At 69.0% G+C, this 22,714-nt stretch carries 31 protein-coding genes; 16 read left to right on the forward strand and 15 right to left on the reverse strand.

The genetic code is table 11. From position 1 onward, the window contains the following. Positions 1-46 precede the first annotated feature (46 nt). The 4 genes from KF889_18365 (at position 47) to KF889_18380 (ending at position 6,378) form a co-directional block, all read left to right on the forward strand. Positions 47-928 (forward strand): hypothetical protein, encoded by an 882-nt coding sequence (locus KF889_18365; GenBank protein ID MBX3501408.1) that lies wholly within the window; start codon positions 47-49, stop codon positions 926-928. Positions 929-1,181: 253 nt separating this feature from the next. Next, a complete protein-coding gene (locus tag KF889_18370) occupies positions 1,182-2,531 on the forward strand; it encodes a hypothetical protein (protein ID MBX3501409.1) in 1,350 nt (449 codons plus the stop codon). 369 nt (positions 2,532-2,900) lie between these two features. Next, a complete protein-coding gene (locus KF889_18375) occupies positions 2,901-4,274 on the forward strand; it encodes a hypothetical protein (GenBank protein MBX3501410.1) in 1,374 nt (457 codons plus the stop codon). Between the two features lie 355 nt (positions 4,275-4,629). Next, on the forward strand, positions 4,630-6,378 hold the full coding sequence (locus tag KF889_18380; GenBank protein MBX3501411.1) for a PAS domain S-box protein: 1,749 nt from the start codon (positions 4,630-4,632) through the stop codon (positions 6,376-6,378). A gap of 237 nt (positions 6,379-6,615) precedes the next feature. On the opposite strand, the gene KF889_18385 is transcribed toward KF889_18380, so the two are convergent. Together KF889_18385 and KF889_18390 are read right to left on the reverse strand one after the other, a co-directional pair. Then, complete coding sequence (locus tag KF889_18385) at positions 6,616-6,822, reverse strand: hypothetical protein (protein MBX3501412.1); 207 nt, start codon at positions 6,820-6,822, stop codon at positions 6,616-6,618. Next, complete coding sequence (locus KF889_18390) at positions 6,819-7,196, reverse strand: response regulator (GenBank protein ID MBX3501413.1); 378 nt, start codon at positions 7,194-7,196, stop codon at positions 6,819-6,821. The genes KF889_18385 and KF889_18390 overlap by 4 nt, the downstream gene beginning before the upstream one ends. Here KF889_18390 and KF889_18395 point away from each other — a divergent pair. From KF889_18395 to KF889_18410, 4 genes are all read left to right on the forward strand, one after another. Further along, positions 7,195-8,295, forward strand: a complete 1,101-nt coding sequence (locus tag KF889_18395; GenBank protein MBX3501414.1) for an ABC transporter substrate-binding protein — start codon at positions 7,195-7,197, stop codon at positions 8,293-8,295. The two genes, KF889_18390 and KF889_18395, sit on opposite strands and share 2 nt — an antisense overlap. A gap of 100 nt (positions 8,296-8,395) precedes the next feature. Further along, a complete protein-coding gene (locus KF889_18400; GenBank protein MBX3501415.1) occupies positions 8,396-8,848 on the forward strand; it encodes a nuclear transport factor 2 family protein in 453 nt (150 codons plus the stop codon). A 307-nt stretch (positions 8,849-9,155) separates the two neighbouring features. After that, entirely contained in the window at positions 9,156-9,296 is a 141-nt protein-coding gene (locus KF889_18405; GenBank protein MBX3501416.1) for a hypothetical protein, read from the forward strand. Positions 9,297-9,319: 23 nt separating this feature from the next. Continuing rightward, positions 9,320-9,583 carry a hypothetical protein gene (locus KF889_18410; GenBank protein ID MBX3501417.1) on the forward strand — a complete coding sequence of 88 codons (264 nt, stop codon included), beginning with the start codon at positions 9,320-9,322 and terminating at the stop codon, positions 9,581-9,583. Between the two features lie 109 nt (positions 9,584-9,692). Here KF889_18410 and KF889_18415 read toward each other — a convergent pair whose 3' ends face one another. Further along, the gene (locus KF889_18415) at positions 9,693-10,169 is read right to left on the reverse strand and encodes a MerR family transcriptional regulator (GenBank protein ID MBX3501418.1); all 477 of its coding nucleotides are present in this window, start codon (positions 10,167-10,169) and stop codon (positions 9,693-9,695) included. 249 nt (positions 10,170-10,418) lie between these two features. Here KF889_18415 and KF889_18420 point away from each other — a divergent pair, with 249 nt between their 5' ends. Continuing rightward, complete coding sequence (locus KF889_18420) at positions 10,419-10,685, forward strand: hypothetical protein (protein ID MBX3501419.1); 267 nt, start codon at positions 10,419-10,421, stop codon at positions 10,683-10,685. Positions 10,686-10,717: 32 nt separating this feature from the next. On the opposite strand, the gene KF889_18425 is transcribed toward KF889_18420, so the two are convergent. The 11 genes from KF889_18425 to KF889_18475 all read right to left on the reverse strand — a co-directional run bounded on the left by KF889_18425 (position 10,718) and on the right by KF889_18475 (position 16,485). After that, on the reverse strand, positions 10,718-11,218 hold the full coding sequence (locus tag KF889_18425; GenBank protein ID MBX3501420.1) for a MaoC family dehydratase N-terminal domain-containing protein: 501 nt from the start codon (positions 11,216-11,218) through the stop codon (positions 10,718-10,720). Positions 11,219-11,416: 198 nt separating this feature from the next. Continuing rightward, positions 11,417-11,821 (reverse strand): nuclear transport factor 2 family protein, encoded by a 405-nt coding sequence (locus KF889_18430; protein MBX3501421.1) that lies wholly within the window; start codon positions 11,819-11,821, stop codon positions 11,417-11,419. A gap of 141 nt (positions 11,822-11,962) precedes the next feature. Beyond that, positions 11,963-12,403 (reverse strand): growth inhibitor PemK, encoded by a 441-nt coding sequence (locus KF889_18435; GenBank protein MBX3501422.1) that lies wholly within the window; start codon positions 12,401-12,403, stop codon positions 11,963-11,965. Then, positions 12,400-12,654 (reverse strand): hypothetical protein, encoded by a 255-nt coding sequence (locus KF889_18440; GenBank protein MBX3501423.1) that lies wholly within the window; start codon positions 12,652-12,654, stop codon positions 12,400-12,402. Before KF889_18440 ends, KF889_18435 begins: the two co-directional genes overlap by 4 nt. Before the next feature lie 36 nt (positions 12,655-12,690). Continuing rightward, positions 12,691-12,879, reverse strand: coding sequence for a nuclear transport factor 2 family protein (locus tag KF889_18445; GenBank protein ID MBX3501424.1), 189 nt, complete (start codon positions 12,877-12,879; stop codon positions 12,691-12,693). A 141-nt stretch (positions 12,880-13,020) separates the two neighbouring features. After that, on the reverse strand, positions 13,021-13,599 hold the full coding sequence (locus KF889_18450) for a hypothetical protein (protein ID MBX3501425.1): 579 nt from the start codon (positions 13,597-13,599) through the stop codon (positions 13,021-13,023). Positions 13,600-13,740: 141 nt separating this feature from the next. After that, a complete protein-coding gene (locus KF889_18455; GenBank protein ID MBX3501426.1) occupies positions 13,741-14,148 on the reverse strand; it encodes a hypothetical protein in 408 nt (135 codons plus the stop codon). Between the two features lie 22 nt (positions 14,149-14,170). Next, positions 14,171-14,773, reverse strand: a complete 603-nt coding sequence (locus KF889_18460; protein ID MBX3501427.1) for a hypothetical protein — start codon at positions 14,771-14,773, stop codon at positions 14,171-14,173. 109 nt (positions 14,774-14,882) lie between these two features. Further along, positions 14,883-15,332 (reverse strand): GntR family transcriptional regulator, encoded by a 450-nt coding sequence (locus KF889_18465; protein MBX3501428.1) that lies wholly within the window; start codon positions 15,330-15,332, stop codon positions 14,883-14,885. Next, positions 15,329-15,652, reverse strand: coding sequence for a hypothetical protein (locus tag KF889_18470; protein ID MBX3501429.1), 324 nt, complete (start codon positions 15,650-15,652; stop codon positions 15,329-15,331). The genes KF889_18465 and KF889_18470 overlap by 4 nt, the downstream gene beginning before the upstream one ends. Further along, a complete protein-coding gene (locus tag KF889_18475) occupies positions 15,652-16,485 on the reverse strand; it encodes a DUF1376 domain-containing protein (GenBank protein MBX3501430.1) in 834 nt (277 codons plus the stop codon). Before KF889_18475 ends, KF889_18470 begins: the two co-directional genes overlap by 1 nt. Positions 16,486-16,577: 92 nt before the next feature. Between KF889_18475 and KF889_18480 the strand changes: the two genes are divergently transcribed. From KF889_18480 to KF889_18495, 4 genes are all read left to right on the forward strand, one after another. After that, positions 16,578-17,216, forward strand: a complete 639-nt coding sequence (locus KF889_18480) for a LexA family transcriptional regulator (protein MBX3501431.1) — start codon at positions 16,578-16,580, stop codon at positions 17,214-17,216. Positions 17,217-17,226: 10 nt separating this feature from the next. Next, complete coding sequence (locus KF889_18485; protein ID MBX3501432.1) at positions 17,227-17,532, forward strand: type II toxin-antitoxin system RelB/DinJ family antitoxin; 306 nt, start codon at positions 17,227-17,229, stop codon at positions 17,530-17,532. 186 nt (positions 17,533-17,718) lie between these two features. Beyond that, positions 17,719-18,336, forward strand: a complete 618-nt coding sequence (locus KF889_18490; GenBank protein MBX3501433.1) for a type IV toxin-antitoxin system AbiEi family antitoxin domain-containing protein — start codon at positions 17,719-17,721, stop codon at positions 18,334-18,336. Further along, complete coding sequence (locus KF889_18495) at positions 18,333-19,277, forward strand: nucleotidyl transferase AbiEii/AbiGii toxin family protein (protein MBX3501434.1); 945 nt, start codon at positions 18,333-18,335, stop codon at positions 19,275-19,277. Before KF889_18490 ends, KF889_18495 begins: the two co-directional genes overlap by 4 nt. Before the next feature lie 133 nt (positions 19,278-19,410). Here the strand turns inward: KF889_18495 and KF889_18500 are convergent, their stop codons facing one another. Continuing rightward, positions 19,411-19,590: a hypothetical protein gene (locus KF889_18500; protein ID MBX3501435.1), complete on the reverse strand. Its 180-nt coding sequence runs from the start codon at positions 19,588-19,590 to the stop codon at positions 19,411-19,413. A gap of 140 nt (positions 19,591-19,730) precedes the next feature. On the opposite strand from KF889_18500, the gene KF889_18505 reads away from it, so the two are divergent. The 3 genes from KF889_18505 to KF889_18515 all read left to right on the forward strand — a co-directional run bounded on the left by KF889_18505 (position 19,731) and on the right by KF889_18515 (position 22,714). Then, positions 19,731-20,882 carry an AI-2E family transporter gene (locus KF889_18505; GenBank protein MBX3501436.1) on the forward strand — a complete coding sequence of 384 codons (1,152 nt, stop codon included), beginning with the start codon at positions 19,731-19,733 and terminating at the stop codon, positions 20,880-20,882. Between the two features lie 5 nt (positions 20,883-20,887). After that, positions 20,888-21,115 carry a hypothetical protein gene (locus tag KF889_18510; GenBank protein ID MBX3501437.1) on the forward strand — a complete coding sequence of 76 codons (228 nt, stop codon included), beginning with the start codon at positions 20,888-20,890 and terminating at the stop codon, positions 21,113-21,115. A 93-nt stretch (positions 21,116-21,208) separates the two neighbouring features. Continuing rightward, positions 21,209-22,714 carry an AAA family ATPase gene (locus KF889_18515; protein MBX3501438.1) on the forward strand — a complete coding sequence of 502 codons (1,506 nt, stop codon included), beginning with the start codon at positions 21,209-21,211 and terminating at the stop codon, positions 22,712-22,714.

Genomic DNA, 22,714 nt, shown 5'->3' on the forward strand with positions numbered 1-22,714 from the left:
GCCGCCCCGATAGCGTCGGCCGCTGTCGTGTCGGGAGGCTGCTGCGATGCGCTACGTGCTGCTGTTCAGCGACGGCTCCATCACCGTCGGCGTCAACGACGAGAGGAGCAAGTACCTGGTCTGGGGCAAGAAGACCTGGCAGTCGGCGGTGACCGACCTCACCGCCCTGGTGCGGCGCCGGCGCGAAGGCAAGATCACCAATCTCGAGATCCAGTCGCATGGCCTGCCCGGCACGATCGTGGTGCCCAGCGGCAACATCACCAACGACAACGTCGCGCAGTTCGGCGGCATGCTGCGCGCGGTCATGGCCCATGGCGGCCTGATCGAGGTCATGGCCTGCAAGGTCGCGGGCATCAGCTTCGCCACGTTCAACGAGGGAACCCTCCAGTACAGCGCCGATGTGCTCGAGGCGTACTACGGCGGCATGGACAAGGATCCGGTGCGGATGCAGAACATCAACGGCCGCAACGTCGTCACCCGCCTGGACGCGGACTCAACGGCCCGCTTGAAAAAGCGGACCGAGGAGTGGCGCAAGCTGCCCATGTCGTACCGCGAGAACGGCCTGGAGTTCTGCCTGACCCTGGCGCGCACCGCGGGCGCCGTCGTGCGCGCCTCCTCGCTGGTGCAGTCCGAGGAGTTCGGCGACAACTACGACACCAACGGATTCCAGACGACCTATACCACCGACCATTTCATCATGCGCGACTACGACCGGTTCGGCGACTGGGACGGGCCGGTCTGGGACTTCATGCCCGACGGCAAGGTGAAGTACCTCGGCTGCAGCATCGCCCGGCACAAGGTGCGCTTCCCCCAGCACCCGGTCGCCACGCCGCAGCAGCTCACCTACAATTTCCGCGACCAGGGCGGCAACGATCCGGACGTCGGCCAGCGGCCGCAGCGCCTCAACCGCAACCCGCTGCCGGTATAGGCCGCGGCGCACGGCGGCAGCACCGGCGCTCCCCGTCCAGGCAGCATCTTCATGGCGTTCGGGCCGCGTCGCTCCAGCGACGCATCATGAGCGCCGCTGGAGCGGCGCGGCCCGAAGGAGGATCGGTCCAAACTGGACCCGCATCGGCGTGACAAGATCTCGGCGCGTATGCAATTTGGCCGGCATTGGACGTAACTCGTCACAAGTCGATTCAAGTATTCATACCGACACACATATTCGCCGGACTACCAACATGCCCGCTCTTTCAATTCCCGCCTCATGGCGCCGTCTGCTCGGCGACAAAGCCGGCGGCACGACGCTTCTGGTCGCGCTCGCCCTGCCGGTGCTCGCCGGCGCGCTCGGCATCGGCGTCGATGTCGGCTCCTGGTACGTGGAGAAGCGCAAGCTGCAGCAGGTCGCCGACGCCGCGGCGCTGGGCGGCGCGCGCGTGAAGGCGGCCGACCAGATCAACGCCGTCATCGTCGCCGTCGCCACCAACGACGCCGGCCGCAACGGCTACGTCGCCAGCGCCAGCTCGACGCTGACAGTCAACTCGCCGCCGGCCTCGGGCGCCTTTGCCGGCAAGGACGGCGCGGTCGAGGCGATCGTCACCAAGCGGCTGAGCCTGATGTTCGCCGGCTACTTCATGGGCAGCAGCGCGCGCACGCTCTCGGCGCGCGCCGTCGGCATGGTGAAGACCATGATCGATCCCGACATCCACAAGTCGGTCTGCCTGATGTCGCTGATCGGCTCGGGCGACAAGGCGATCTTCATGAACGGCTCGGGCAGCATCGTCGCCCTGAACTGCTCGATAGCGGCGCACTCCACGCACGCGCGCTCGCTCTACCTCAACGGCAGCGGCCTCATCTCGGGCTACACCGGCCTGCTGAAGGGCGACCACTTCGCCAACGGCAGCGGCAGCATTACCTTCATCCAGCCGGCCGCCACCTATCTGCCGGAGGGCGTCCCCGATCCCTACGCCGGCCTCGGCCAGCCGGACCTGACGGGCGGCTGCACCAAGACCAACTTCACCGTAAGCGGAAATGTCACCATCCAGCCCGGCCGCTATTGCGGCGGCATCCTCAATCCCGGCTCCAACAACCTCTTCCTCGAGCCCGGCACCTACTACATCGACCGCGGCGACGTGAAGAACTCCGGCTCGGGCAACATCACCTGCCCGACCTGCACCGGCAATCTCGGCGTCACCCTGGTGTTCACCGCCAACTCTGCCGGCAACATCGGCGGCCTGTTCTCCAACGGCTCGGGCCGGGTCGTCCTGCCGGCGCCCGGTCCCGGCTCGGGCGAGCCCTATGTCGGCGTCGCCGTCTACCAGGACCGCCGCGCCTCGCCGACCGTGGCCGAGTACGGCGTCTACCTCACCGGCAGCAGCGGCGACCAGGTGTCGGGCGTCATCTACGCGCCGTCGCGCTCGGTGCTGGTCAACGGCACCAGCACGGTGCAGGCGATCGGCAAGGCCTGCATGTCGATCATCGCGCTCAAGATCGTGCTCAATGGCTCGGGCTCCATCGCGGCCCACGATTGCGGCGCGATGGGCTCCGTCCTGCCCAAGCCCAGGACCGTCGCCGCCGTCATCGTCGAATAGCGGCCGCCGGCCGCACGACAGACGCCTGCCCGACGCCAGGCGGCAATGCCCGCCTGGCGTCGTCGTGATTCATGGGGATCGTGGCGCGGGCTTTCCTCGCACTTGATGTGCGACAGCGCCCAACCTGTGGATCAAGGCGAGGTTTCGTCGCTAACTGGTTATTCCATATGAAGAAACCCGCCCTCTCGTTTGTCACTTTAACGATGAATTGTGCCCCCATAATCTCCGTAATATCAATAGCTTACGGTCTCTGTTGACGAAACCACCAGAATGGATCATTAATCCTCAAATAACGCTTATTTGACGTATTGATAAAACCAACTGAATGGAACGCGCCGGGTTCACGCCGGCCGGGGAATGGGGAAGACAATGACCATCAAGGGATATTTGCCTCGTCGGTGGCGTGAGGCCGCGCGCCGTCTGCTCGCCGACAAGTCCGGCGGCACGACGCTTCTGGTCGCGCTGTCCACGCCGGTGCTGGTCGGCGCGCTGGGCGTCGGCGTCGATACCGGCGCCTGGTACGTCGAGAAGCAGCGCGTGCGGCAGATCGCCGATTCGGCCGCCCTGGGTGCCGCCCGCGCCCTGGCCACCGGCCTCGACAAGACCACGGCGACGGCCTTCGCCCAGCGCGACGCGGCCCGCAACGGCTATGCCGCCGACGGCACCGGCCAGAGCCTGGTGGTGAACTCGCCGCCGACCTCGGGCGCCTATGCCGGCAAGATTGGCGCGGTCGAGGTGGTCGCCACGCGCAACCTGCCCTCGCTGTTCAGCCACGTCGTGATGGGCTCCTCGGCGCGCACGGTGAGCAGCCGCGCGGTGGCCTTCTCGCCGCCGATCCAGAAGATGAACCTCGAGGTCGCCATGGTGCTCGACGTGTCCTCGTCGATGGCCAGCGGCACCGAGGTCAAGGGCGTCACCAAGATGCAGGCGCAGCAGAGCGCCGCCATCGAGCTGATCGGCACCGTCGTGCAGTCGAGCCAGACGACCTACACCTCGCGCGTCGCGCTGGCGCCGTTCTCCTCCTCGGTCAACGTCGGCAGCACCTACTTCAAGACGGCGACGAACAAGAACGTGTCGGGCAGCTGGACCGGCGTCGTCGAGCGCAGCGGCACCTACAGGTTCTCCGACAACGTGCCGAACTCGACCAACAAGTATTTCGGCGACTTCCAGATCAAGAAGCTCAGCGCGCTGGGCGACTATGCCAGCTACGTCATGGGCCTGACCTCGCAGACGCCGGGCGCGGCCAACGTCATCCGCCCGCTGTCGAGCAGCAAGACCAGCCTGGAAACGGCGGTCAACGGCCTGACCTCCGGCGGCACGACCGCGGCGCATATCGGCCTGGCCTGGTCCTGGTACATGCTGTCGCCGAAGTGGAGCTCGATCTTCACCGGCACCACCGCGCCCAACACCTACGACGCCGAGAAGACCTACAAGGCGATCGTCATCCTCTCGGATTTCGACTTCAACACCTACTACGAGTCGGCCAACGGCACGGCGAACTACCAGTTCGAGCAGCTGTGCACGCAGATCAAGGCCGCCGGCATCAAGATCTACACCGTCGGCTACAAGGTCTCGGGCAGCACCAACAACGCCCGCCGCATCAACTGCGCCAGCCCGGACGAGGACGGCAAGACCTACACCTACACGACCAGCACGGTCGACGGCATGATCGAGGCCTTCAAGATCGCCGCCGCCCAGAGCCTCGCCGGCGCCAGCGAGCTGACCCTGCGCATCGTCGAGTAGCCCGGCGGGGGTCGAAGGAACCGGATCGGATGCAATTCCAGCGTGTGGCTTGATCCAGATCAAATCCACCGCCAGCGATGTAAGGTTTGATGAACGCCGGGCAGCAAGTGCCCGGCGTTCCTCTTTTTGCGCATTCGCGCCCAACGGTCCCGGGAAGGCAATCGCACATGGAGCTCCGACTTCCCTTCCCCCGGAGGGGGAAGGTGGCGCGCAGCGCCGGATGGGGGATGCCTCAACGCATCAGGCGTCCGTCTTCGACATCCCCCTTCCGCCCTTCGGGCACCTTCCCCCTCCGGGGGAAGGTACAGACCGAGGCAAAGCAGCCGGGCAGCGGCGGGCTCCAGGGAGGCCTCTCGTGCCGCCTTCGATGACCGTCAGCCGCGTCACCGCCGTACCGGACGCGCCTGCGCGGCGCTGGCCGTTTCTGGGGCCGGCGCATCGCGATGTCTGGCTCGTCCTGCTGGCCGGTGCGCTCGGCATTGCCGGGCTCGCCGCCCTGCTGATCGTGCGGCCTTCCGCGGCGCTGGCCGGCGACGAGCACGCCGGCGTGCTGGCGCTGGCGGCCTGCGCCATCGGGCTGGCCGCCCTGCGCCTGAGGCCGCGGCCGGCCAAGCCGAGCGAGCCGCCCGACGCCGAGGGCGTGCTCGCCCTGCAGCAGCAGGTCGGCCGCTACCGCGCGCTTTTCGAGTCGGTGTCCGACACGCTCTTCGGCCTCGATGCCAGGGGCCGCTTCGTCTACGCCAGCCCCACGGTGCTGTCCCTGCTCGGCGTCTCGCCGCAGGCCATCGTCGGGCGCAGCATCTTCGATTTCATCGCCGCGCACGATGTCGGCGAGGCGCGCCGGCACGCGCTGGCCTTCCGGCGCTCGAGCGACAACGAGACGCGCCAGCGGCTGTACGACATGGTCACCGCCGACGGCCTGCTGCGCCATGTCGAGATGCGCTACGGCCGGCCCTTCGCCGGCGACACCGACGGCACCGTCGCGGTCGGCGTGCTGCGCGACGTCAGCGTCGCCTTCACCATGACCCGGCGGCTGCGCGAGGAGCGCCAGCGCCTGCGCTCGATCGTCGACGCCAGCGGCGCGCTGATCCTGCTGGTCGATCGCGACCTCACCGTGCGGCTGGCCAACCAGGAGCTCAGGCAGCTGCGCCGGGCCGACGGCGCCGGAGGCGAGGCCGCCGCCGACATCGTCACCGCCGGCCTCGATCCCGCCATCCTGGCGCGCTGGCGCGCCGGCAAGCTGAGCAGGCAGGACGCGCAGCCGGTGCGCTTCACGCTGACGCTGCCTGATGGCGCAGGCGCCGATCGCGTGCTCGCCGTCACCGCCAAGCCGGTGGTCGGCGCCGATCGCTGCCTGCGCCAGATCGTCTTCCTCGGTGTCGACGACACCGAGCGCCAGGCGGCCGAACGCGCGCTGCACGACGCCGACCGGCTGGCGACCCTGGGCGAGATGGCGGCCACCGTCGTGCACGAGCTGCGCCAGCCGCTGCAGGTCATCATGATGGCCTGCGAGTCGGCGCTCGACGAGCCGCACGAGACCGCGCTGGTGGTCGAGAAGCTCGGCGCCATCGACCGCCAGGTCGAGCGCGCCAACCACATCATCGAGGATCTGCGCGTCTTCGCCCGCGGCACCGGCGGCGAGCGGCCGCAGCCCTTCGACGCCGCGCAGGCGGTGACGGACGCCATCGGCATCACCGCCGCGGCCGCGCGTCACGCCGGCCTGACGATCGAGCCCGTTCTGGCGCGCGACCTGCCCAAGGTGCTGGGCCACGCCGGCAAGCTCGAGCAGGTGCTGATCAACCTGATCAACAACGCCCGCGACGCCGGCGCACGCGATCTGCGGATCGCCGCGGCGCTGCGCGCGACGGACGACGGCGCGCGGCGGTTCATCGACATCGTCGTCGACGACGACGGGCCGGGCATCACGCCGGCCGTGCTGGCGCGCCTGTTCACCGCCTTCGTCACCACCAAGCCCAGCGGCAAGGGCACCGGCCTGGGCCTGCGCATCTGCCGGCGCATCGTCGAGGAGATGGGCGGCACCATCGGCGCGTCCAACCGCCCCGAAGGCGGCGCGCGCTTCGTCATCGCCCTGCCGGCGGCATAGCCGCAATCTGTCAGCGCAGCGATCCAGGTCTTCTGGGACCGCCGGCGTCACGCCGGCTCTTCTTCGCTGTATCGACGATGATGCCGGCGGGACGCCGGCGATCCCAGAAGACCTGGACAGAAGACTCTAGAGCGACGAGCCCGAATTCGGCGCCGCCCTGTCATCCCGAGCGCAGCGAGGGATCTACGGCCGCCCTGGATCCCTCGCTGCGCTCGGGATGACAGGGTGAATCTGATTTCAGTCGCCGCTTGCTTCCGGCACGCGGTGCGCGTGCAGCTTGCCGGTGCCGGCGTTGAACAGGTGCTTGCCGGCGCAGGCCGGGCAGTCGACCAGCTCGATGCGAACGGCGACGGAACCGTCCGCCGCCGGCTCCTGCGGCGTGTACTGCCACTGCACCAGCATGCCGCGCGCCGGGCAGCGGAAGAGCACCGGCGTGACCTTCATGCGCCACCGCCGATCAGCGCGTTGATCCGCCCCAGCACGTCGTCGGCCGAGTAGGGCTTGCGCAGCGGCGGCGCGTCGAGCACGCCCTGCTCGCAGCCGGCCGGGAGCTTCGCGCCCGTGGTGAGCAGGATGCGCACCTCGGGGTGATGCGCGCGCGTCCAGGCCGCGAGGTCGAGCCCGCTCATCGTGCCGGCCAGGTTGAAGTCGCAGAAGAGAATGTCGATGTGCCTGTCCTCGCCCAGGATCGCCGCCGCCGTCTCGCCGTCCGCGCTGTCGCGCACGCGAAAGCCCCGTCGGCCGAGAAACGCCGCGATGGTCCGGCGCAGGGCCGCCTCGTCTTCGACGACGAGCACCGAAGCGCGATCCACCGGCATGCAGGGCCTCCGACAGGGCCCGGCAGGCTGGACCGGCGATTTCGCCGCCGCATTGATCCAGATCAAGGCGGCGGGGCTTTGTGCCTGCGGACATGAACTCTGCTATAGTTGGCGCATGAATCGCCGCCAGATTCTGATCGGCTCGGCGGGTCTGTTGCTGTCCAGCCCGGGCTGGTCGCAGCCCGCAGCGCGGCTGCCGACTGTGGGCTTTGTCGGCTTTGCCTCGACCCCGGCCGACAATCGGACGCTCAATCCCTTTCGTGAAGCCTTGCGCGACCTCGGGCACATCGAAGGGCGCACGGTCTTGATCGAGGCGCGCAGCTCCGATGGCGATGTGCACAGGGGGCTGCAGCTGATTGCCGAGCTTATAGGCCGTCCTGTCGACGTATTTCTCTCGCCCGGCCCGGCCGCCACGCGAGCCATCCTGCGCATGACGAAGATCCCGATCGTCGCGATCGCGTTGCCAGCCGATCGCACGGAGGAGAGTCTGTTCGAGAGCCTCGCTCGGCCTGGCGGAACGGTCACGGGCTTCTCCGCATTCGGCGAGGACCTCGCGGCCAAGCGCATCCAGATGATCAGGGAGGTCTTGCCGCACCTGAAGGTCGTCGGCGTGCTGCACAACGCCACGGATCCGACGTTCCGGGCATGGGGCGAGCAGACGATGGCTGACGCCCGCAGGCAGGGCCTCGAGCCTGTGCGCCTGTCGGTCGAAGCGCCCTCCGTTGCTCTGCTCGAAGGGCACATCCGCAAGCTGCGCGAGGCAGGGGGCGGGGCGTTGATCGTCATTCGGGATTTTCTCACCACGACTCTCATGCGCGACATCTGTCGCCTCGCCGCCGATGCGGGCCTCGCCGTCGTGGGCGAGCACGGCGAATTCGTGCGGGCCGGCGCCCTGTTCAGCTACGGCCCCGACATCGCCGATCTGTTTCGCCGAGCCGCAGGCTATGTCGATCGCATTCTCAAGGGCGAGAAGCCGGGCGAACTGCCGATCCAGTTGCCGTCGAAGTTCGAGCTCGTGGCCAACCTGAAGACCGCGCGCATGCTTGGCGTCGTGCTGCCGCCATTGCTGCTTGCGCGGGCTGACGAGCTGATCGAGTAGGGCCTGCCCCTTCCGGGGGAAGCAAGACAGAGGCAACGCGCAGGCGCGATGCGCGTTTATCTGGGCAGCCCGCCCCGTCCGGGGCCTTCGCGGGACCACCATGATCGTGCGCCTTCCGATCCTCGCCCTGCTCGTGCTTGCGCTCGCCGGCGCAACGGCCCAGGCGCGGCCGATGACCGAGGCGCTGGCCGTCGAGAAGGACCTGATGGCCCTGCGCGATGCGATGCACGAGGCGATGCGGGCCAAGGACGCCATCAGGCTCTCGACGATGTTCGCCGACGGCTTCAGCCACATCGACGAGTCCGGCGCCATCGAGGATCGCGACGCGCATGTCACCCGCCTGCTGATCGGCCGGGCGATGATCGAGGATGCCGGCATCGGCGAATGGCGGCTGCGCCTGTTCGCCGGCGGCACCGTCGCGGTGCTGACCGGCCGCAGCCCGCTGTCGGTCAGCGCCGACGGCCCGGCCTACGAGGTTCGCTGGACCCAGGTCTTCGTGCGCGAGGCGGGCGTCTGGCGCATCGCCGCCAGCCAGGTCACCCGCCTGCCCTGATTGATCTCGCTCAACCCGCCGCAAGCGGGCTTGCGGCACAGTGGCCTTCCCCGACGCCTTCGACGCCGCGCGCCGCCGGCTCGAGGATCACGCCCGCCGCCGCCGCGGCGATGTGAAGACCCACGACAGCGCGCCGCCCGTCGCGTAGGCCAATTCCCTTCCCCCGGAGGGGGAAGGTGCCCGAAGGGCGGAAGGGGGATGTCGAAGACGGACAGCGGTTTCGTTGAGACATCCCCCTTCCGGCGCTGCGCGCCACCTTCCCCCTCCGGGGGAAGTAAAAACGCCTCCGACACCACGAGGCAGCACCATGGCCAGGCGTCCGCCCAAGATCCTGATCGTCGTCGCCGACAGCGCCCGCGCGCGCTTCATCCGCCCGCAGGCCGGCAGGCTGGTGGCGGCGGGCCACGCAGGTCAAGCACGCGGAACCCGGCCGCGGCGTGGCGGTTGACCTGCCAGTGATGGAGGCAAGCGATGCCGATCGACCACGATCAGCCTTCGGAGCGCGAGCGCGAGCGCCTGCATCCCGGCGCCGGCGAATCCGCGCGCAACAACGCGCAGGGCCGCGACAGCGCCGCCCTGCCCGGCGGCAGCGACGAGGACATTCGCGGCCGGCGCGGCCGCACCGCCGGCGCGCAGGCCGGACACGGCGCGAAGACCGCCGAGGGCGAAGGCCAGCGCGGCGATGCCGCGCAGCCCAGCGACTCGTCCGACTACACCACCGGCAGGAGCGTCTGACGCAGTTTGGTCATCCCGAGCGAGTGCGAGGGATCTACGGCCGGCCCTGGATCCCTCGCAGTCGCTCGGGATGACAGGTGGGCTCGGGATGACAGGGGTGCGATCGCGGCTACTGCTGGCGAAGCGTCGTGCGCAGCAGATCCAGCGCGTTCGTCAGGTCGGCGAGCAGGGTCTCGACCTCCTGGCGCTGGGCGGCGTCGAGCTTGCCCTTCGGCTTCGGCAAGGCGGGCTCGACCGGCGCCGGCAGGCTCGCGGCGGCGGGCTCGACCATCGCGAGCTGCGCGGCACGGCCGCCGCTCAGCAGGCGCTGCACGCCCTTGATGGTGTAGCCCTGTTCGTAGAGCAGGCCGCGGATGCGGCGCAGCAGGTCGACGTCCTCGGGGCGATAGTAGCGCCGGCCGCCGGCACGCTGGACCGGCCGAACTTGGCTGAACCGGGACTCCCAGAACCGCAGGACGTGCTGGGCCACGTCGAGCTCGATCGCAACCTCACCGATCGTGCGAAAAGCCCGCTCGGATTTCTCGTAGCTGCGGGAGCGTGAATCGAGGGCGCTGGGCGCTGCTCGTGAAATGGAGGCCGGCATCATCAAATCCCCTGATATGTATTCGTTATCATGTTGTTTTTACGTTATTTTTGTCCCCCATCGGCCGCTTGGCATGTGCTTTCGTGCCGTGAAGGGATCGTTAACTTATCGTCAATATCGCAACCTCTATCATAGCCCGCGCCTCTCTTCAACAAGGATGTGAGCCAGGGCGCGAACAAGCCGGCGCGCCGGCGGCTCCACGCCCTCTTGCGCATCGATTGCAACGAACGGCCGTGCTACGGCTTGGGCTTCATGGTCCCGAGGTCGACCACGGTCGCCAGCGAGCGAGCCCGGCTCGAGAAGCAGCTCGCGCTCACCGACCTGCTGATCGCGCTTGCCCAGGAGAGCGCCACGGGCCAGCGCGCGCTTGCGGAAGGAAGCGGGCTCGAGGGCGAAGCGCTGGCGCAGGCCCTGACCAGCCTGGCGGTCATCGAGGCGTCGGAGGCCTCGCGCAGATCCGAGCGGGCAAGGCTGCTCGCCCTGCTCTCGGCGCTGCCGGCGGAGACCGTGACACGCTAGCGGCACCTGTCATCCCGAGCGCAGCGCGGGATCTACGGCCCCTCCTGGATCCCTCGCTGCGCTCGGGATGACAGTGAGTCATCCGGCCGGCGCGCGATCAGGCCGGCCATCAGCACCCACAGCACGAGTGCGTCGTGCTGGTTCAGCAGCTCGTAGAGCAGGTCGAAATGGCCGCGTTCGGGACGGCTCGAGGGACGCTTGTCCTGGACCGTGATGCGCAGGCGCAGGCGATCATCGGCGCGCACCGGCGCGGGAAACTTCACCCGCCATTGGCGCGCGCCGATCACCGCCCAGCGCCGGCCGGGCACGTTGTAGATCCGATGCCCCAGCCGGTACGTCAGGGTGATGGTGTAGCCGCCGCTGGCGATCAGGCCGCCATAGGCGCCCGACGTGGCCGCCGCTTCGTCGACGTGGAACGGCCATGGATCGTTGCGCGCGGCGTAGGCCAGCATCTCGGCGCGATCGACCTGCACCGCGTCGCTCTCGAACGCCGCGCCGACCGCGAGATCCTCGAAGTACACCAGCCCGTCCATCGCGCGACACTCACGCCGCGGCCGGGCAGCATCAACGACGCGCGAGGTAAAGCGCTGCCCCTGCCCTTCCCCCGGAGGGGGAAGGTGCCCGAAGGGCGGAAGGGGGATGTCGAAGACGGACAGCGGTGTTGTCGGGACATCCCCCTTCCGGCGCTGCGCGCCACCTTCCCCCTCCGGGGGAAGCCAGGACGCAGAGCCCTACAGCCGGTCCTTGTGCTCGACGATCTTCCAGTAGGTGTCCTTCTCGACGATCTTGCGGTTCCTGAAGCGGTAGATGTCGCAGCCCTGGTAGTTGAGCTCCTCGCCGTCGGCGCCGCGGCCCTTGACCGTCCACACCGAGACCGCGTGGTCGCCGGCCAGCACGTATTTCTTGTGCTCCCAGCGCATGTCGGGGATCACCTTGAAGCGATCGGCCATCGCCTTGCGGATGACCTCCTTGCCGCGCAGCGGCCGGCCGGTCGGCTCGGGGCCGCGCGAGAGATAGAACACCGCGTCGTCGGCGAAGCACTCGGCGATGCGGTCGGCGTCGCGGCTGTTGAACGCCGCCGAGATCTCGCGCATCAGCGCCTCGTCGACCTCGGTCCTGGTGGTCGTCTGCGACATCGCTCCTCCTTTCGTGCTCAAGGCGCGAGCATAGCATCGCCGGCGCGCTCCGCCCTTGGTCAAGCCGACATTCCCGGGCGGCGGCGCTATTCAAGTTTTGTCGACATTGCTTAGACAGCGCCGGTCGCCCATGCAGGTCCGCTACTCGAGGTCGCGTCGCAGCACGCGCGTGGCCCGCAACTTCTGCCGGGCAAGGATGCCGGCGCGCAGCCGCTCGAAGAGACGCGGCGGCAGCATGCCGTAGTCGTAACGCTCGCGCCGCCCGGGAATCGGCCGCAGATCGTAGCCAGGCCAGGCGAAGCTGTTCAGCTCGTCGAGACGCAGCCAGTGCCGGCCCTCGTCGAGGCCCAGGCTCCGGCACGTCGCCGGCGCAATCGCGATCGACGTCGCCGGGTCGCGCGGCCGAAGGTGCGTGATGGGCGCGACGATGGTCCGGATATCGCCGTGCGCATCGCGGCGCACGGCGACGACGATCGCGCAGGGGCGGTCCTTGGCGCCTTCCCTCGCCCCTTCGGCGTGCTCGTCGCTCCACAGGAAGCTGTAGCGGATCACCAGGCCCGGCTTCGGGACCGGCAGGCTCACTCAGGCTCCCGGCCGTACTCCGCCGCCTCGATCGCCGCGACGACGTCGTCGGGCAAGGCGCCGACGATCAGCGACTGCCGCTCGCGGCGCTTGAGCCGTTCGTAGTGCGCCGCCTCGCTGGCCGACAGATAGGCGCCGATCACCCGGCCATGACTGGTCACCCGGATGACCTTGGCCTCGATCGCCTCGTCCCTGTAGCGCGCGAAGTTGCGCGAGAACTCCGTCGCCGGCACGCCGCGTGTCGCCGCCATGGCTGGCCTCCTCACTTGCTGCGTAAAATACGTAGTTTACGCAATTTCCGCAAGCGGCCGGATACCCCGCGGCCGGCCGGTCGGCTCGGGGCCGCGCGAGAGATAGAACACCGCGTCGTCGGCGAAGCACTCGGCGATGCGGTCGGCGTCGCGGCTGTTGAACGCCGCCGAGATCTCGCGCATCAGCGCCTCGTCGACATCGGTCCTGGTGGTCGTCTGCGACATCGCTCCTCCTTTCGTGCTCAAGGCGCGAGCGTAGCATCGCCGGCGCGCCCCGCCCTTATTGAAGGCGACGTTCCCAAGCGGCGACGCTATTCAAGTTCTGTCGGCATTGCTTGAATGGCGCCAGAGAGCGCGGCCGCAACCTCAGCCGATATCCGGCGGCAGCTCGAGCTCGCCGAGCTTGGGGAACTTGGTCGGGTTGCGCTCGCTGTATTCGTCGATGTCGCCGGGATTGGTCATCGACGGGTAGTAGCGGCTGACCGTCAGCTCCTGCGATTCGAAGGCGTCCTCGACCAGCTCGCTGCAGAAATAGGTGCGCTTGGAGCCGACGCCGGTCTTGACCTTGTTGGCGCCCCAGCGCGCCAGGTGCAGCCAGGGCTGCTGCGGCAGGGTGAGGATCGAGACCAGGCCCGAGCCGCCGAACACGCCGCCATAGGCGTACTTGCCGCCGACCTTGGAGATGGCGTGGTCGGCGATCTTCTGCGCCTTCTCCTTCGACAGGTCCTTGAGCCGGAAGGCGCTCGCCAGCCTCGCGTCGCCCAGCGCCAGCTTGATCGAGCGATGCACCACGCCGTTGGCCACCGCCTCGACCACCTTGCCGTCGCCGACATAGAGCATGGCGTGGCTGTAGCTCGCCGCCGTGCCCGCCTTGATGGCCTTCGACACCGCGGCCGACGTCGTCGACAGGATGACGTCGGCGACCTGCAACTGGCTGGCCTTCATGGCGCTCTCCCCTGTGTTCCGATGCCGACAGGATAAGACCGCGCAAAAGCGCGAGTCCACAGGCGACGGCGTTATCGAATCGTAACGATGCGGGAGCGCTGCGATCGCACATGGCCATCGCCAGGCTTGGGGGCGCGCCGGCTACGACGCCAGCTGGCAGGCGTAGCGCACGGGTCCCGGCCCGAAGGGATTGACCACCATCACCAGGCTGCGGCCCTGCACGATCATCTGCACGCGAAAGCGCGCGTTGCTCTGCAGGTCGACGAAGTCGGCGTACTGGTTCTGCCCGGTGAAGCTGTAGCGCGCGCTGGCCGAGACCAGCGAGCCGCCGTAGTAGAAGTTCACCTCGCCGCTGGCGATCGAGCCGGCGAAGAATCCCTGCGGATCCATGTACACGCCGGCCGGGCTGATCGCCTCGACCCGCGCGGTGAGCCGGGCGGGCGCGCCCTCGATGTTGCAGGTCCAGACGAAGGTCGCCGCCGCCTGCGCGGGCGACGACAGGCCGGCGATCGCCAGCACGCCGCCCAGCAACGCCGCTTTGCGATCCATCGCCGGCCTCCCCTTGCCGCCGCTAGAACCTGCCCTTCGGCTTGTCCTTGTACGTGTTGCCGTCGGGGCTGAACAAATAGACGTTGCCCTCCCAGGTGCCGAAATCGACGTTGCGCTCGCCCATGATCCTGTCGAGAGGTCCCTGGTGGGTGTCGAAGTGCTGCGGCGCGTCCGATGCCCTGACGTACTGATTGAGGTAGTAGGCCAGCAGCTTGCAGAGCTCGAGGTTCTTGCCCGAGGTGCCCCACCCGGCCGGATCGGCATAATCCGGTCCCGAGGTCGCCTGGTTGCAGGACAGCAGATTGCAGATATACGTCCGGGGTTTCGGAAACAGGCTCTTCAGCTTGGCGAACAGATGGAGATTGATGTCGCCCACGGTCTGTCCCAGGGTGAAGCCGGCCACCGACGTTTCGGTGCGCCGCTTCTCCCAGTTCTGCACCTGGGAGCCGGCGGCATGCGCGTAGATCGACATCGAGGTGATCACGCGGTCCGGCGTCTCCTGGTAGACCTTCTCGATGAAGTCGCTCACCGAGGAGCCGCGGTAGACGACGTAGACGTAGGCGTTCCTGCCCGCGCTGACCGGCCACGTGCCGATGGCCTGGTCCATGAGCATGAGCTGCGCCATCGCCGGGACCTCCCTGCCGACGCAAGTCGACCGCAAACAATCGCGCCAAGTCCGGCGCGTGGCAATACTTGTCGCCACTGCCGAGGCACAGCCGGAGGCGCTCGATGCCTCAATCATACTTCCCCGCCATCAGCACGCGGACCAGGTGGTGCGTGTCGGGGCCGTGCAGCAGGTCGGGCGCGGTGATGCGCAGGTCGTAGGCGCCGCGCCGGCCCAGCGCCGTCCAGCGCCGCCAGCGGCCGGCCACCTTGACCCGCATGCGCCGGCGCAGGCCGCCGATATAGGCCGAGCGCTGGATCTCCAGCTCGCCCGCGGCCTCGAGCAGGTCGAGCGCGTCGCGCACCGTCACCACCCGCACGCCCAGCGCCTCGGCCAGCAGCCGGTTGTCCGGGCAGGGATGGCCGCCGCGCCCGGCGATCAGCAGGCGCAGCGCCTCGACCAGCGGCGGCGAGGCGAGCACCGGCACGTGGCCCGGCCGCCGGCCGCGCCCGTTGGCGGCCGCCCAGGCGCCTACGCCCGCATCGGAGCCGGCGCCCTTGCGTGTCGCGCGGCGCTTCATGGGGGATCGCGCGGCTGCAGGCCGAGCGCGGCGCGGATCTCGCCGATCTGGCGCAGCCACTCGGCGCCGTCGGGGATCGCGCCGTAGCGCTTCAGCCGGTGGCGGCTGGCCACGCGCATGCGGCACAGCTCGCTGACCTCGCCGCTCCACTCGATGCGGCCGGCGCGCACCAGGCGCTCGCGCGCCTCGCTCAGCATCTCCTGGCGCACCTCCTCGGGCTCGCGCGCCAGCCGCTCGCGGCGGCGCGCCGCCCAGGCCTCGAGCGCCAGGCGATCCTCGTCGCGCCGCCGGGCGCGGTTCGCCGCCGCGTCGCCGGCCATCACGACGCCTCCCGCTCGTCGGCGAACCAGCCCAGGCGGTGCTCGCGGCTGATGCCCTCGAGCTGGCGCGCCACCCGCTCGTGCTCGCTGTCCTCGGGATCGCGCGCGGCGATCACCATCATCCAGGCCTGCTGGCCCTCGATGCCCAGCTCGTCGGTCAGCCAGCGCACCATGTCGCGATCGGCCGCCGCCTGGGGCTTCAGCCGCCTCGCCGCCCCGCCGCCGGTCGAGGCCTGCAGGCCGAGATCGGCCGCCCGCGCCTGCCGCAGGCCGTTGGCGCTGCGCCGCACCTGCGGTGCGGCCTGAGTCGTGTTGTGTCCGGTCGTGTCGTGTCCTGTCGTGTCGTGTCCTGTCGTGTCGTGTCCTGTCGTGTCGTGTCGTGTCCTGTCAGCCGTCCCCGGGTCGTCGCCAGGGACGTGTGCGGGGACGTCGCCTTTGGCCGATTTCTCCTTCCATTTCAGGCGACGGGTGCGCTCCTTGCGGCGGTGCTCGAAGGAGTCGACGGCGATCGGCGCCATCGCCCGGTGATAGAGCCGGCCGTCGGCGCAGCGCACGAAGCCGTGCATCGCCTGGGTCCGCACGGCGCGCCAGGTCTTGAGGTCGCGGCCCAGCCCGGCCAGCCGGCACAGCGCCACCTCGTCGTCGGGCAGGCTGGCGGCCGGCACCTGGTTCCACGCCGACCACCAAAGCGACAGCGCGGCGCGGAAGGCTGAGTCGCCGGCATGGGCGTCGAAGTCGGAGGCGAACAGGCGGTGGCCGTACAGCGGCATCCATTCGAGGCCGCGCAGGTCGCACTCGGGGGGAGTCAGGGGCTGGGGGAGGTCGTCGCTCATGCGCTATAATTTCGCATATCGCGAATTACATCAAGTATTAATTTCGCGAATATAGAAAGGACAATTTCATACAGTCGGGACATGCTGAGCCCATGGCCAGCCCGCCCGCCAAGATCCGCCGCTACCGCCGCCCGCAGCCCACCGACTCGGCGCTGCGCAAGCTGCGCCTGTCGCGCCAGCTGTCGCTCGAGGAGGTCGGCGCCGCGCTCAACACCTCGGCCTCGGTGGTGCACCGCCACGAGACGGTGCCCAACGCCGTCGACTGGAAATGGGCGATGGCCTATGCCCGGCTCTACGACGTCGATCCGGCCGACGTGATGTTCGGCGGCGAGCGGCCCAAGGTGCCGATCGTCGGCTATATCGGCGCCGGCGCGCAGATCCTGCCGATCGACGATTTCCCCAAGGGCAGCGGGCTCGACGAGGTGCCCTGCCCCAGCGGGCTCAACCCGCAGCGCACCGTGGCCGCCATCGTGCGCGGCTCCTCGATGGAGCCCTCGATCCCCGACGGCTGGCGCGTCTTCTACACCCGCGACCCCGAGCAGGACGTCGCCGGCGTCGTCGGCAAGCTCTGCGTCGTCAAGCTCGCCGACGGCGGCCCGACCATGCTCAAGCAGGTGCGCCGCGGCGCCACGCCGGGCAGATTCAACCTGATCTCGACCAACGCCGCGCTGCTCGAGGACCAGGCGCTCGACTGGGCCTCACCGGTGCGCGCGATGCAGGCGCCGGAGTAATCGAGACACCATGGCCGAGACCGCAATTGTCCGCGCCCGCATCGACCAGCGCGTCAGGAACGATGCCGCCGCGGTGCTGGCAGCGATGGGCCTTACCGTGTCCGACGCGTTGCGCCTGCTGATGATGAAGATCGCGGCTGAGAAGGCCCTGCCCTTCGAGCCTCTCACGCCGAACGCCGAGACGATCGAGGCGACGAAGGCGGCGCGTCGGGGCGATCTCGTTACGGCAGGTTCGCTGGACGAGCTGATCGCAGGCCTGAATAGCCGACGATCAGGCACGCGACGCGCTTCAAGCGGGACTACGAACGGGAGATAGACGCTCGACGCCGAGCTGATGGCCGTGGTGGACGTCGCGATGGCCACGTCAGGCCAGGCCCGGTGCTGACTCGTCGCAAGCCCGACGTCCAGATGCTCGACCCCGTCCGCCTCGGCTCCCGCCGAAGAGTCGACTGTTATATTTTGATGTCATTGGATACTAATTGACGTCATTATATAACAAGCCATGGCCAACGTCATTGCGGCATCTCCGGCTGCCCGGGCGCTCGCCCTCGCCAAGAGGCGCGGGATCGCCCGCGCACGCGATTTTGACGCAGCGGGTATCCCCCTCGTCTATCTGAAGCGCCTCTGCAACGAGGGCCGGCTCGTTCAGCTCGCGCGCGGCCTGTACCAGCTTCCGCAGCTCGCCGGCACCGACGCCGCGCACAGCCTGGCCGTCGCCGCGCGGCTGATGCCGAGGGGTGTCGTGTGCCTGCTCTCGGCGCTGGGCCACCACGGCCTCACTACCCAGCTTCCCCACGCCGTGTGGATGACGCTGCCGCGCAAGACCCGCGTCGCGCGATCGGCGCCGTTTCCGATCGAGGTCGTCCATGCCAGCGAGCCGGCCCTCTACGCCCATGTCGAGCATGCCGACATCGAAGGGGTCCGGGTGCCGATCTATGACGTCGCCAAGACGGTCGCCGATTGCTTCAAGCACCGCCGCCGGGTCGGACTCGATGTCGCCATCGAAGCGCTGCGCGACGCGATCCGGCAACGCAAGGCGACGCCGGCGCAGGTGATGCGGATGGCCGCGCTCGACCGCGTCGCCAACGTGATGCACCCCTATGTCGAGACGCTGACATGAAGGAGATCAAGAACCTGCCCGCCTCGGTCAGGGCCAGGCTGTTCGCAGGTGCGGCGGCGAAGGGCGAGGTCTTCAACCGCGTCCTCGTCCGCTACGGAATAGAGCGCTTCCTGTTTCGGCTCTCCCGCTACACCGATCGCGACCGCTTTGTCCTCAAAGGAGCGATGCTGTTCGTCACCTGGTCGCAAGCCGTGTATCGGCCCACCGGCGATCTGGACCTGCTCGCCTATGCGCCGGCCGATCCGGAGGCGATGAAAGCGATCGTCGCGGAGATTTGCGCCATCGCCGTACCCGACGATGCGATCGTCTTCGACACCGGCAGCATCATCGTGGAGGCAATGCGAGAGGACGAGGTGTATCAGGGTCTTCGCGTCGCCGTGACGGCGAAGCTCGGCAACATCAGGATCGCCGTGCGCATCGACATGGGGTTCGGCGACGCGGTCCACCCCGCGCCTCGCGAGATCACCTTTCCGTGCCTGCTTCCCGACATGGGCGTGCCCCGGATCCTCGCCTATCCCCCCGAGACCGTCGTGGCCGAGAAGTTCGAGGCCATGGTTCGCTTCGGCGAGGCCAACGGGCGACTGAAGGACTTCAACGACATCTGGGCGATCGCGAACACGTTCGGCTTCGAGATGGCCACGCTGGTCCAGGCGCTGCGCGGCACCTTCGAGCGCCGGCAGGCCACGCTGCCTGCCGATATCCCGTTCGCGCTGACCGCCGCCTTTGCCGCATTGCCCGAGAAGCGCCGGATGTGGGACGCATTTCTCGCGCGCAACCCGCCCGCGGTGAGCCCGCCGCCCTTCGAAGACGTCCTGGGTGAGCTGCGGCGCTTCATCGGTCCGGTGCTGCGCGCCGCGGCGCATCCCGGATCGGCCGGCGGCACGTGGAGTCCCGGGTCGGGGTGGACCCCACCCGCGCGCGCCACACGGACGCCGGAGTGATTGGCCCGCCGCGCGAAAGACAAGGCCCGACGTCAGCGTTAAGTCGCTGACCGTGGCGAATCCCACGCCCATCCTCGCCGCACCATCGCCGCCCGCCGCGCCTCGATGCGCGGCGGGCGCTGGTCTCGCAGATCTACTGGCGCTGGCCGCCCCGCTGCGGGTCCTGGTCCTTGTCGAAGCCCTGGCGCTTGCCGTCCTCGTTCTGCTTCTGCTGATCCTGGCGCTGCTGCTGCTCGCGCTGCTGCTGCTCGCGCTGGCGCTGCTGCTCCTGCTGGTCCTGCTGCTGGCCGGGCTTCTGATTCGGATTGTTCATGACGAACTCCTGTGGACGCGTGTTCGCGGCCGGCTGGCCGCTTCGGTGAACGTCACCATCGTCGCGGACGTTGCCGGCGCCCTCCCCTGTGCAGGGAACAGCGTTCGAGCCGCGGCGTTAGGCCACGCAGGCGCCGATCGATGCAACCCACTCCTCCGATCCCCTCCCTGCTGACCGACGAGCTGCCCGGCACGCAGACGCAGATGCCGACGCCGCCGCCGGACGACCAGCCGATGCCGCTGCCGAGCAACCCGATCGTGCTGCTGCTGGCCGGCGTCTTCGGGCTGCTGGCGATCTTCGCGCTGCGGCTGGTCGCGGAGATCGCGATCCCGATCGCGATGGCGTTCATGCTGTCCCTGGTGCTGCAGCCGGCGATGCGCGTGCTGGTACGCCATCATCTGCCGCGCGGCCTGGCCGCGCTGGTGGTGCTGGTGGCGTTGTGCGGTGGCGTCGCCGGGCTGGCGCTCACCCTGGCCAATCCGGTTTCGGAGTGGGCCGAGCGGCTGCCGTCAACGCTCGACAAGGTCGAGGAGCGCTTCTCCGGGATCAGCCGCATCGTCGGCCTGATCCAGCGCGCCGGCCGCCAGGTCGAGGCGAGGATCGCCGACGATGCGCCGGCGACCGCGCTCACCGTGAAGGGTCCGCCGCTGTCGAGCCGCATCCTCGCCGGCACGGGGCAGATCGTCGTCGGCCTGGCGACGACCGTCCTCCTGCTCTTCTTCCTGCTGCTGTCGGGCGACATCTTCCTGCGCCGGCTGGTCGAGGTCCTGCCGACGTTCAGCGACAAGAAGCAGGCGGTGGAGATCTCCGGCGAGATCCGCGTCAGCGTCTCGGGCTATTTGCTGACCATCAGCCTGATGAACGCCGCCGTCGGCATTTCTACGGGACTCGCGGTCTGGGCCTGCGGCCTGCCCGATCCCATCCTGTGGGGCAGCCTCGCCTTCGTCTGCAACTACATCCCGTTCCTCGGCACGGTGGTCAGCTGCAGCATGCTGCTGATCGTCGGCGTCGCGACGTTCGAGGACCCGCTGCTCGCCATCCTGCCGACCATGCTGTACCTCGCCATCAGCCTGCTCGAGGGCCAGTTCATCACGCCGCTGCTGCTGGCGCGGCGCTTCATCCTCAACCCGGTGATCGTCATCGTCTCGATCGTCTTCTGGTACTGGATGTGGGGCATTCCCGGCGCGGTGCTGGCGGTGCCGATGCTGGCCACGATCAAGATCGTCTGCGATCGCATCCGCGGCCTGGCCGCCTTCGGCCACTTCCTCGCGGCCGAGCCGCGCACGGCGTGAGCCGCATGCCGCCGACCAGTCTCCTCGCCCGGCTGGAGATCGTCGAGCACCGCATCGCGCTGGGCGAGGTCGATATCGAGGTCCAGCTCGGGCTGATCGGCGAGCTGCGCGCCGCCGGCCGCGCGACAGCGGACGCCCATGCCCACCTGGCGGTGCTTGCGGCGAGGCTCGTCGCCAGCCTGGCCGAGCGCGACAGGCTGCGCGCCCGGCTCGCGCCAGCGTCCCGGCCGTGATCCCCAGGGAGCCAAAGGCGCCGGGCGGCGTTAGCGCATATCGGGCCGCTCGCTGAAACCGCGGCCGGGACGGGCCGGCAGCGGGGAATGGCCATGGATTCTGCAGGCAACGCTACGGTCAAGGCCGGCACCGGGGTCAGCGGTCTCGACGAGGTCCTCGCCGGCGGGTTTTCGGCCGGCAAGGTGTTCCTCCTCGAGGGCAATCCGGGAACCGGCAAGACGACGATCGCGCTCAGCTTCCTGATGGAGGGCGCGGCGAAGGGCGAAAAGGGCCTCTACGTCACGCTGTCGGAGACCGAAGCGGAGCTGCGCGAGAGCGCGCGCTCGCATGGCTGGACGATCGACGGCAACATCGAGATCTTCGAGCTGACGCCGCCCGAGAGCCTGCTGGATTCCGACCAGCAGCAGAGCCTGCTCTACTCCTCCGACCTCGAGCTGGGCGAGACCACGAAGCTGATCCTCGAGGCCTTCGAGCGCGCCCGGCCGCGGCGCGTGGTGCTCGACAGCCTGTCGGAGATCCGCCTGCTCGCCCAGAGTTCGCTGCGCTATCGCCGGCAGATCCTGTCGCTCAAGCACTATTTCGCGCGCAGGGAAGCGACAGTGCTGCTGCTCGACGACCTGACGTCGGACACGCTCGACAGGACGGTGCACAGCGTGGTGCACGGCGTCGTCCAGCTCGAGGAGCTGGCGCCGGTCTACGGCGCCGAGCGCCGCCGCCTGCGCGTCTCGAAGTATCGCGGCCAGCGCTTCCGCGGCGGCTACCACGACTTCAAGATCAGGACCGGCGGCGTCGCGGTCTATCCCCGCCTCGTCTCGTCCGAGCACCGCACCAAGTTCACCCGCGGCCGGATGAGCTCGGCCATCGCCGAGCTCGACAGCCTGCTGGGCGGCGGCATCGAGCAGGGCTCGAGCACGCTGGTGCTGGGCCCGGCCGGCACCGGCAAGAGCCTGATCGCGCTGCAGTTCATGGCCGCCGCCATCGCCCGCGGCGAGAAGGCGGCGTTCTTCGCCTTCGACGAGGAGCTCGGCCTGCTGTTCGACCGCACCAAGGCGCTGGGCATGGACCTCGAGGGCATGCGCGAGCGCGGCCTGCTGCACATCGAGCAGATCGACGCCGCCGAGCTGGCGCCCGGCGAGTTCGCCCACCGCGTGCGCGAGCGGGTCGACACGGCGCAGGCCAAGACCGTGGTGATCGACAGCCTCAACGGCTACCAGGCGGCGATGCCCGAGGAGAACGCGCTGGCGCTGCACATCCACGAGCTGCTGCAGTACCTCAACCGCCAGGGCGCTTCGACCTTCCTCACCGTGGCGCAGCACGGGCTGGTCGGCGACATGAAATCGCCCGTCGACGTCACCTACCTCGCCGACACCGTGATCCTGCTGCGCTACTTCGAGGCGCTGGGCAAGGTGCGCCGGGCGATCTCGGTGATCAAGAAGCGCACCGGCTGGCACGAGGCGACGATCCGCGAGTTCCAGATCGGGCGCGGCGGGCTGCGGCTCGGCGCGCCGCTGACCGAGTTCCAGGGCATCCTGCGCGGCGTGCCCACCCTCATGGGCGGCACGGTGCCGCTGCTGGATCAGCCGAAAGACAGCGAGTAA

This window comes from Alphaproteobacteria bacterium (assembly GCA_019635875.1).
Taxonomy (GTDB): Bacteria; Pseudomonadota; Alphaproteobacteria; order Reyranellales; family Reyranellaceae; genus JAFAZJ01.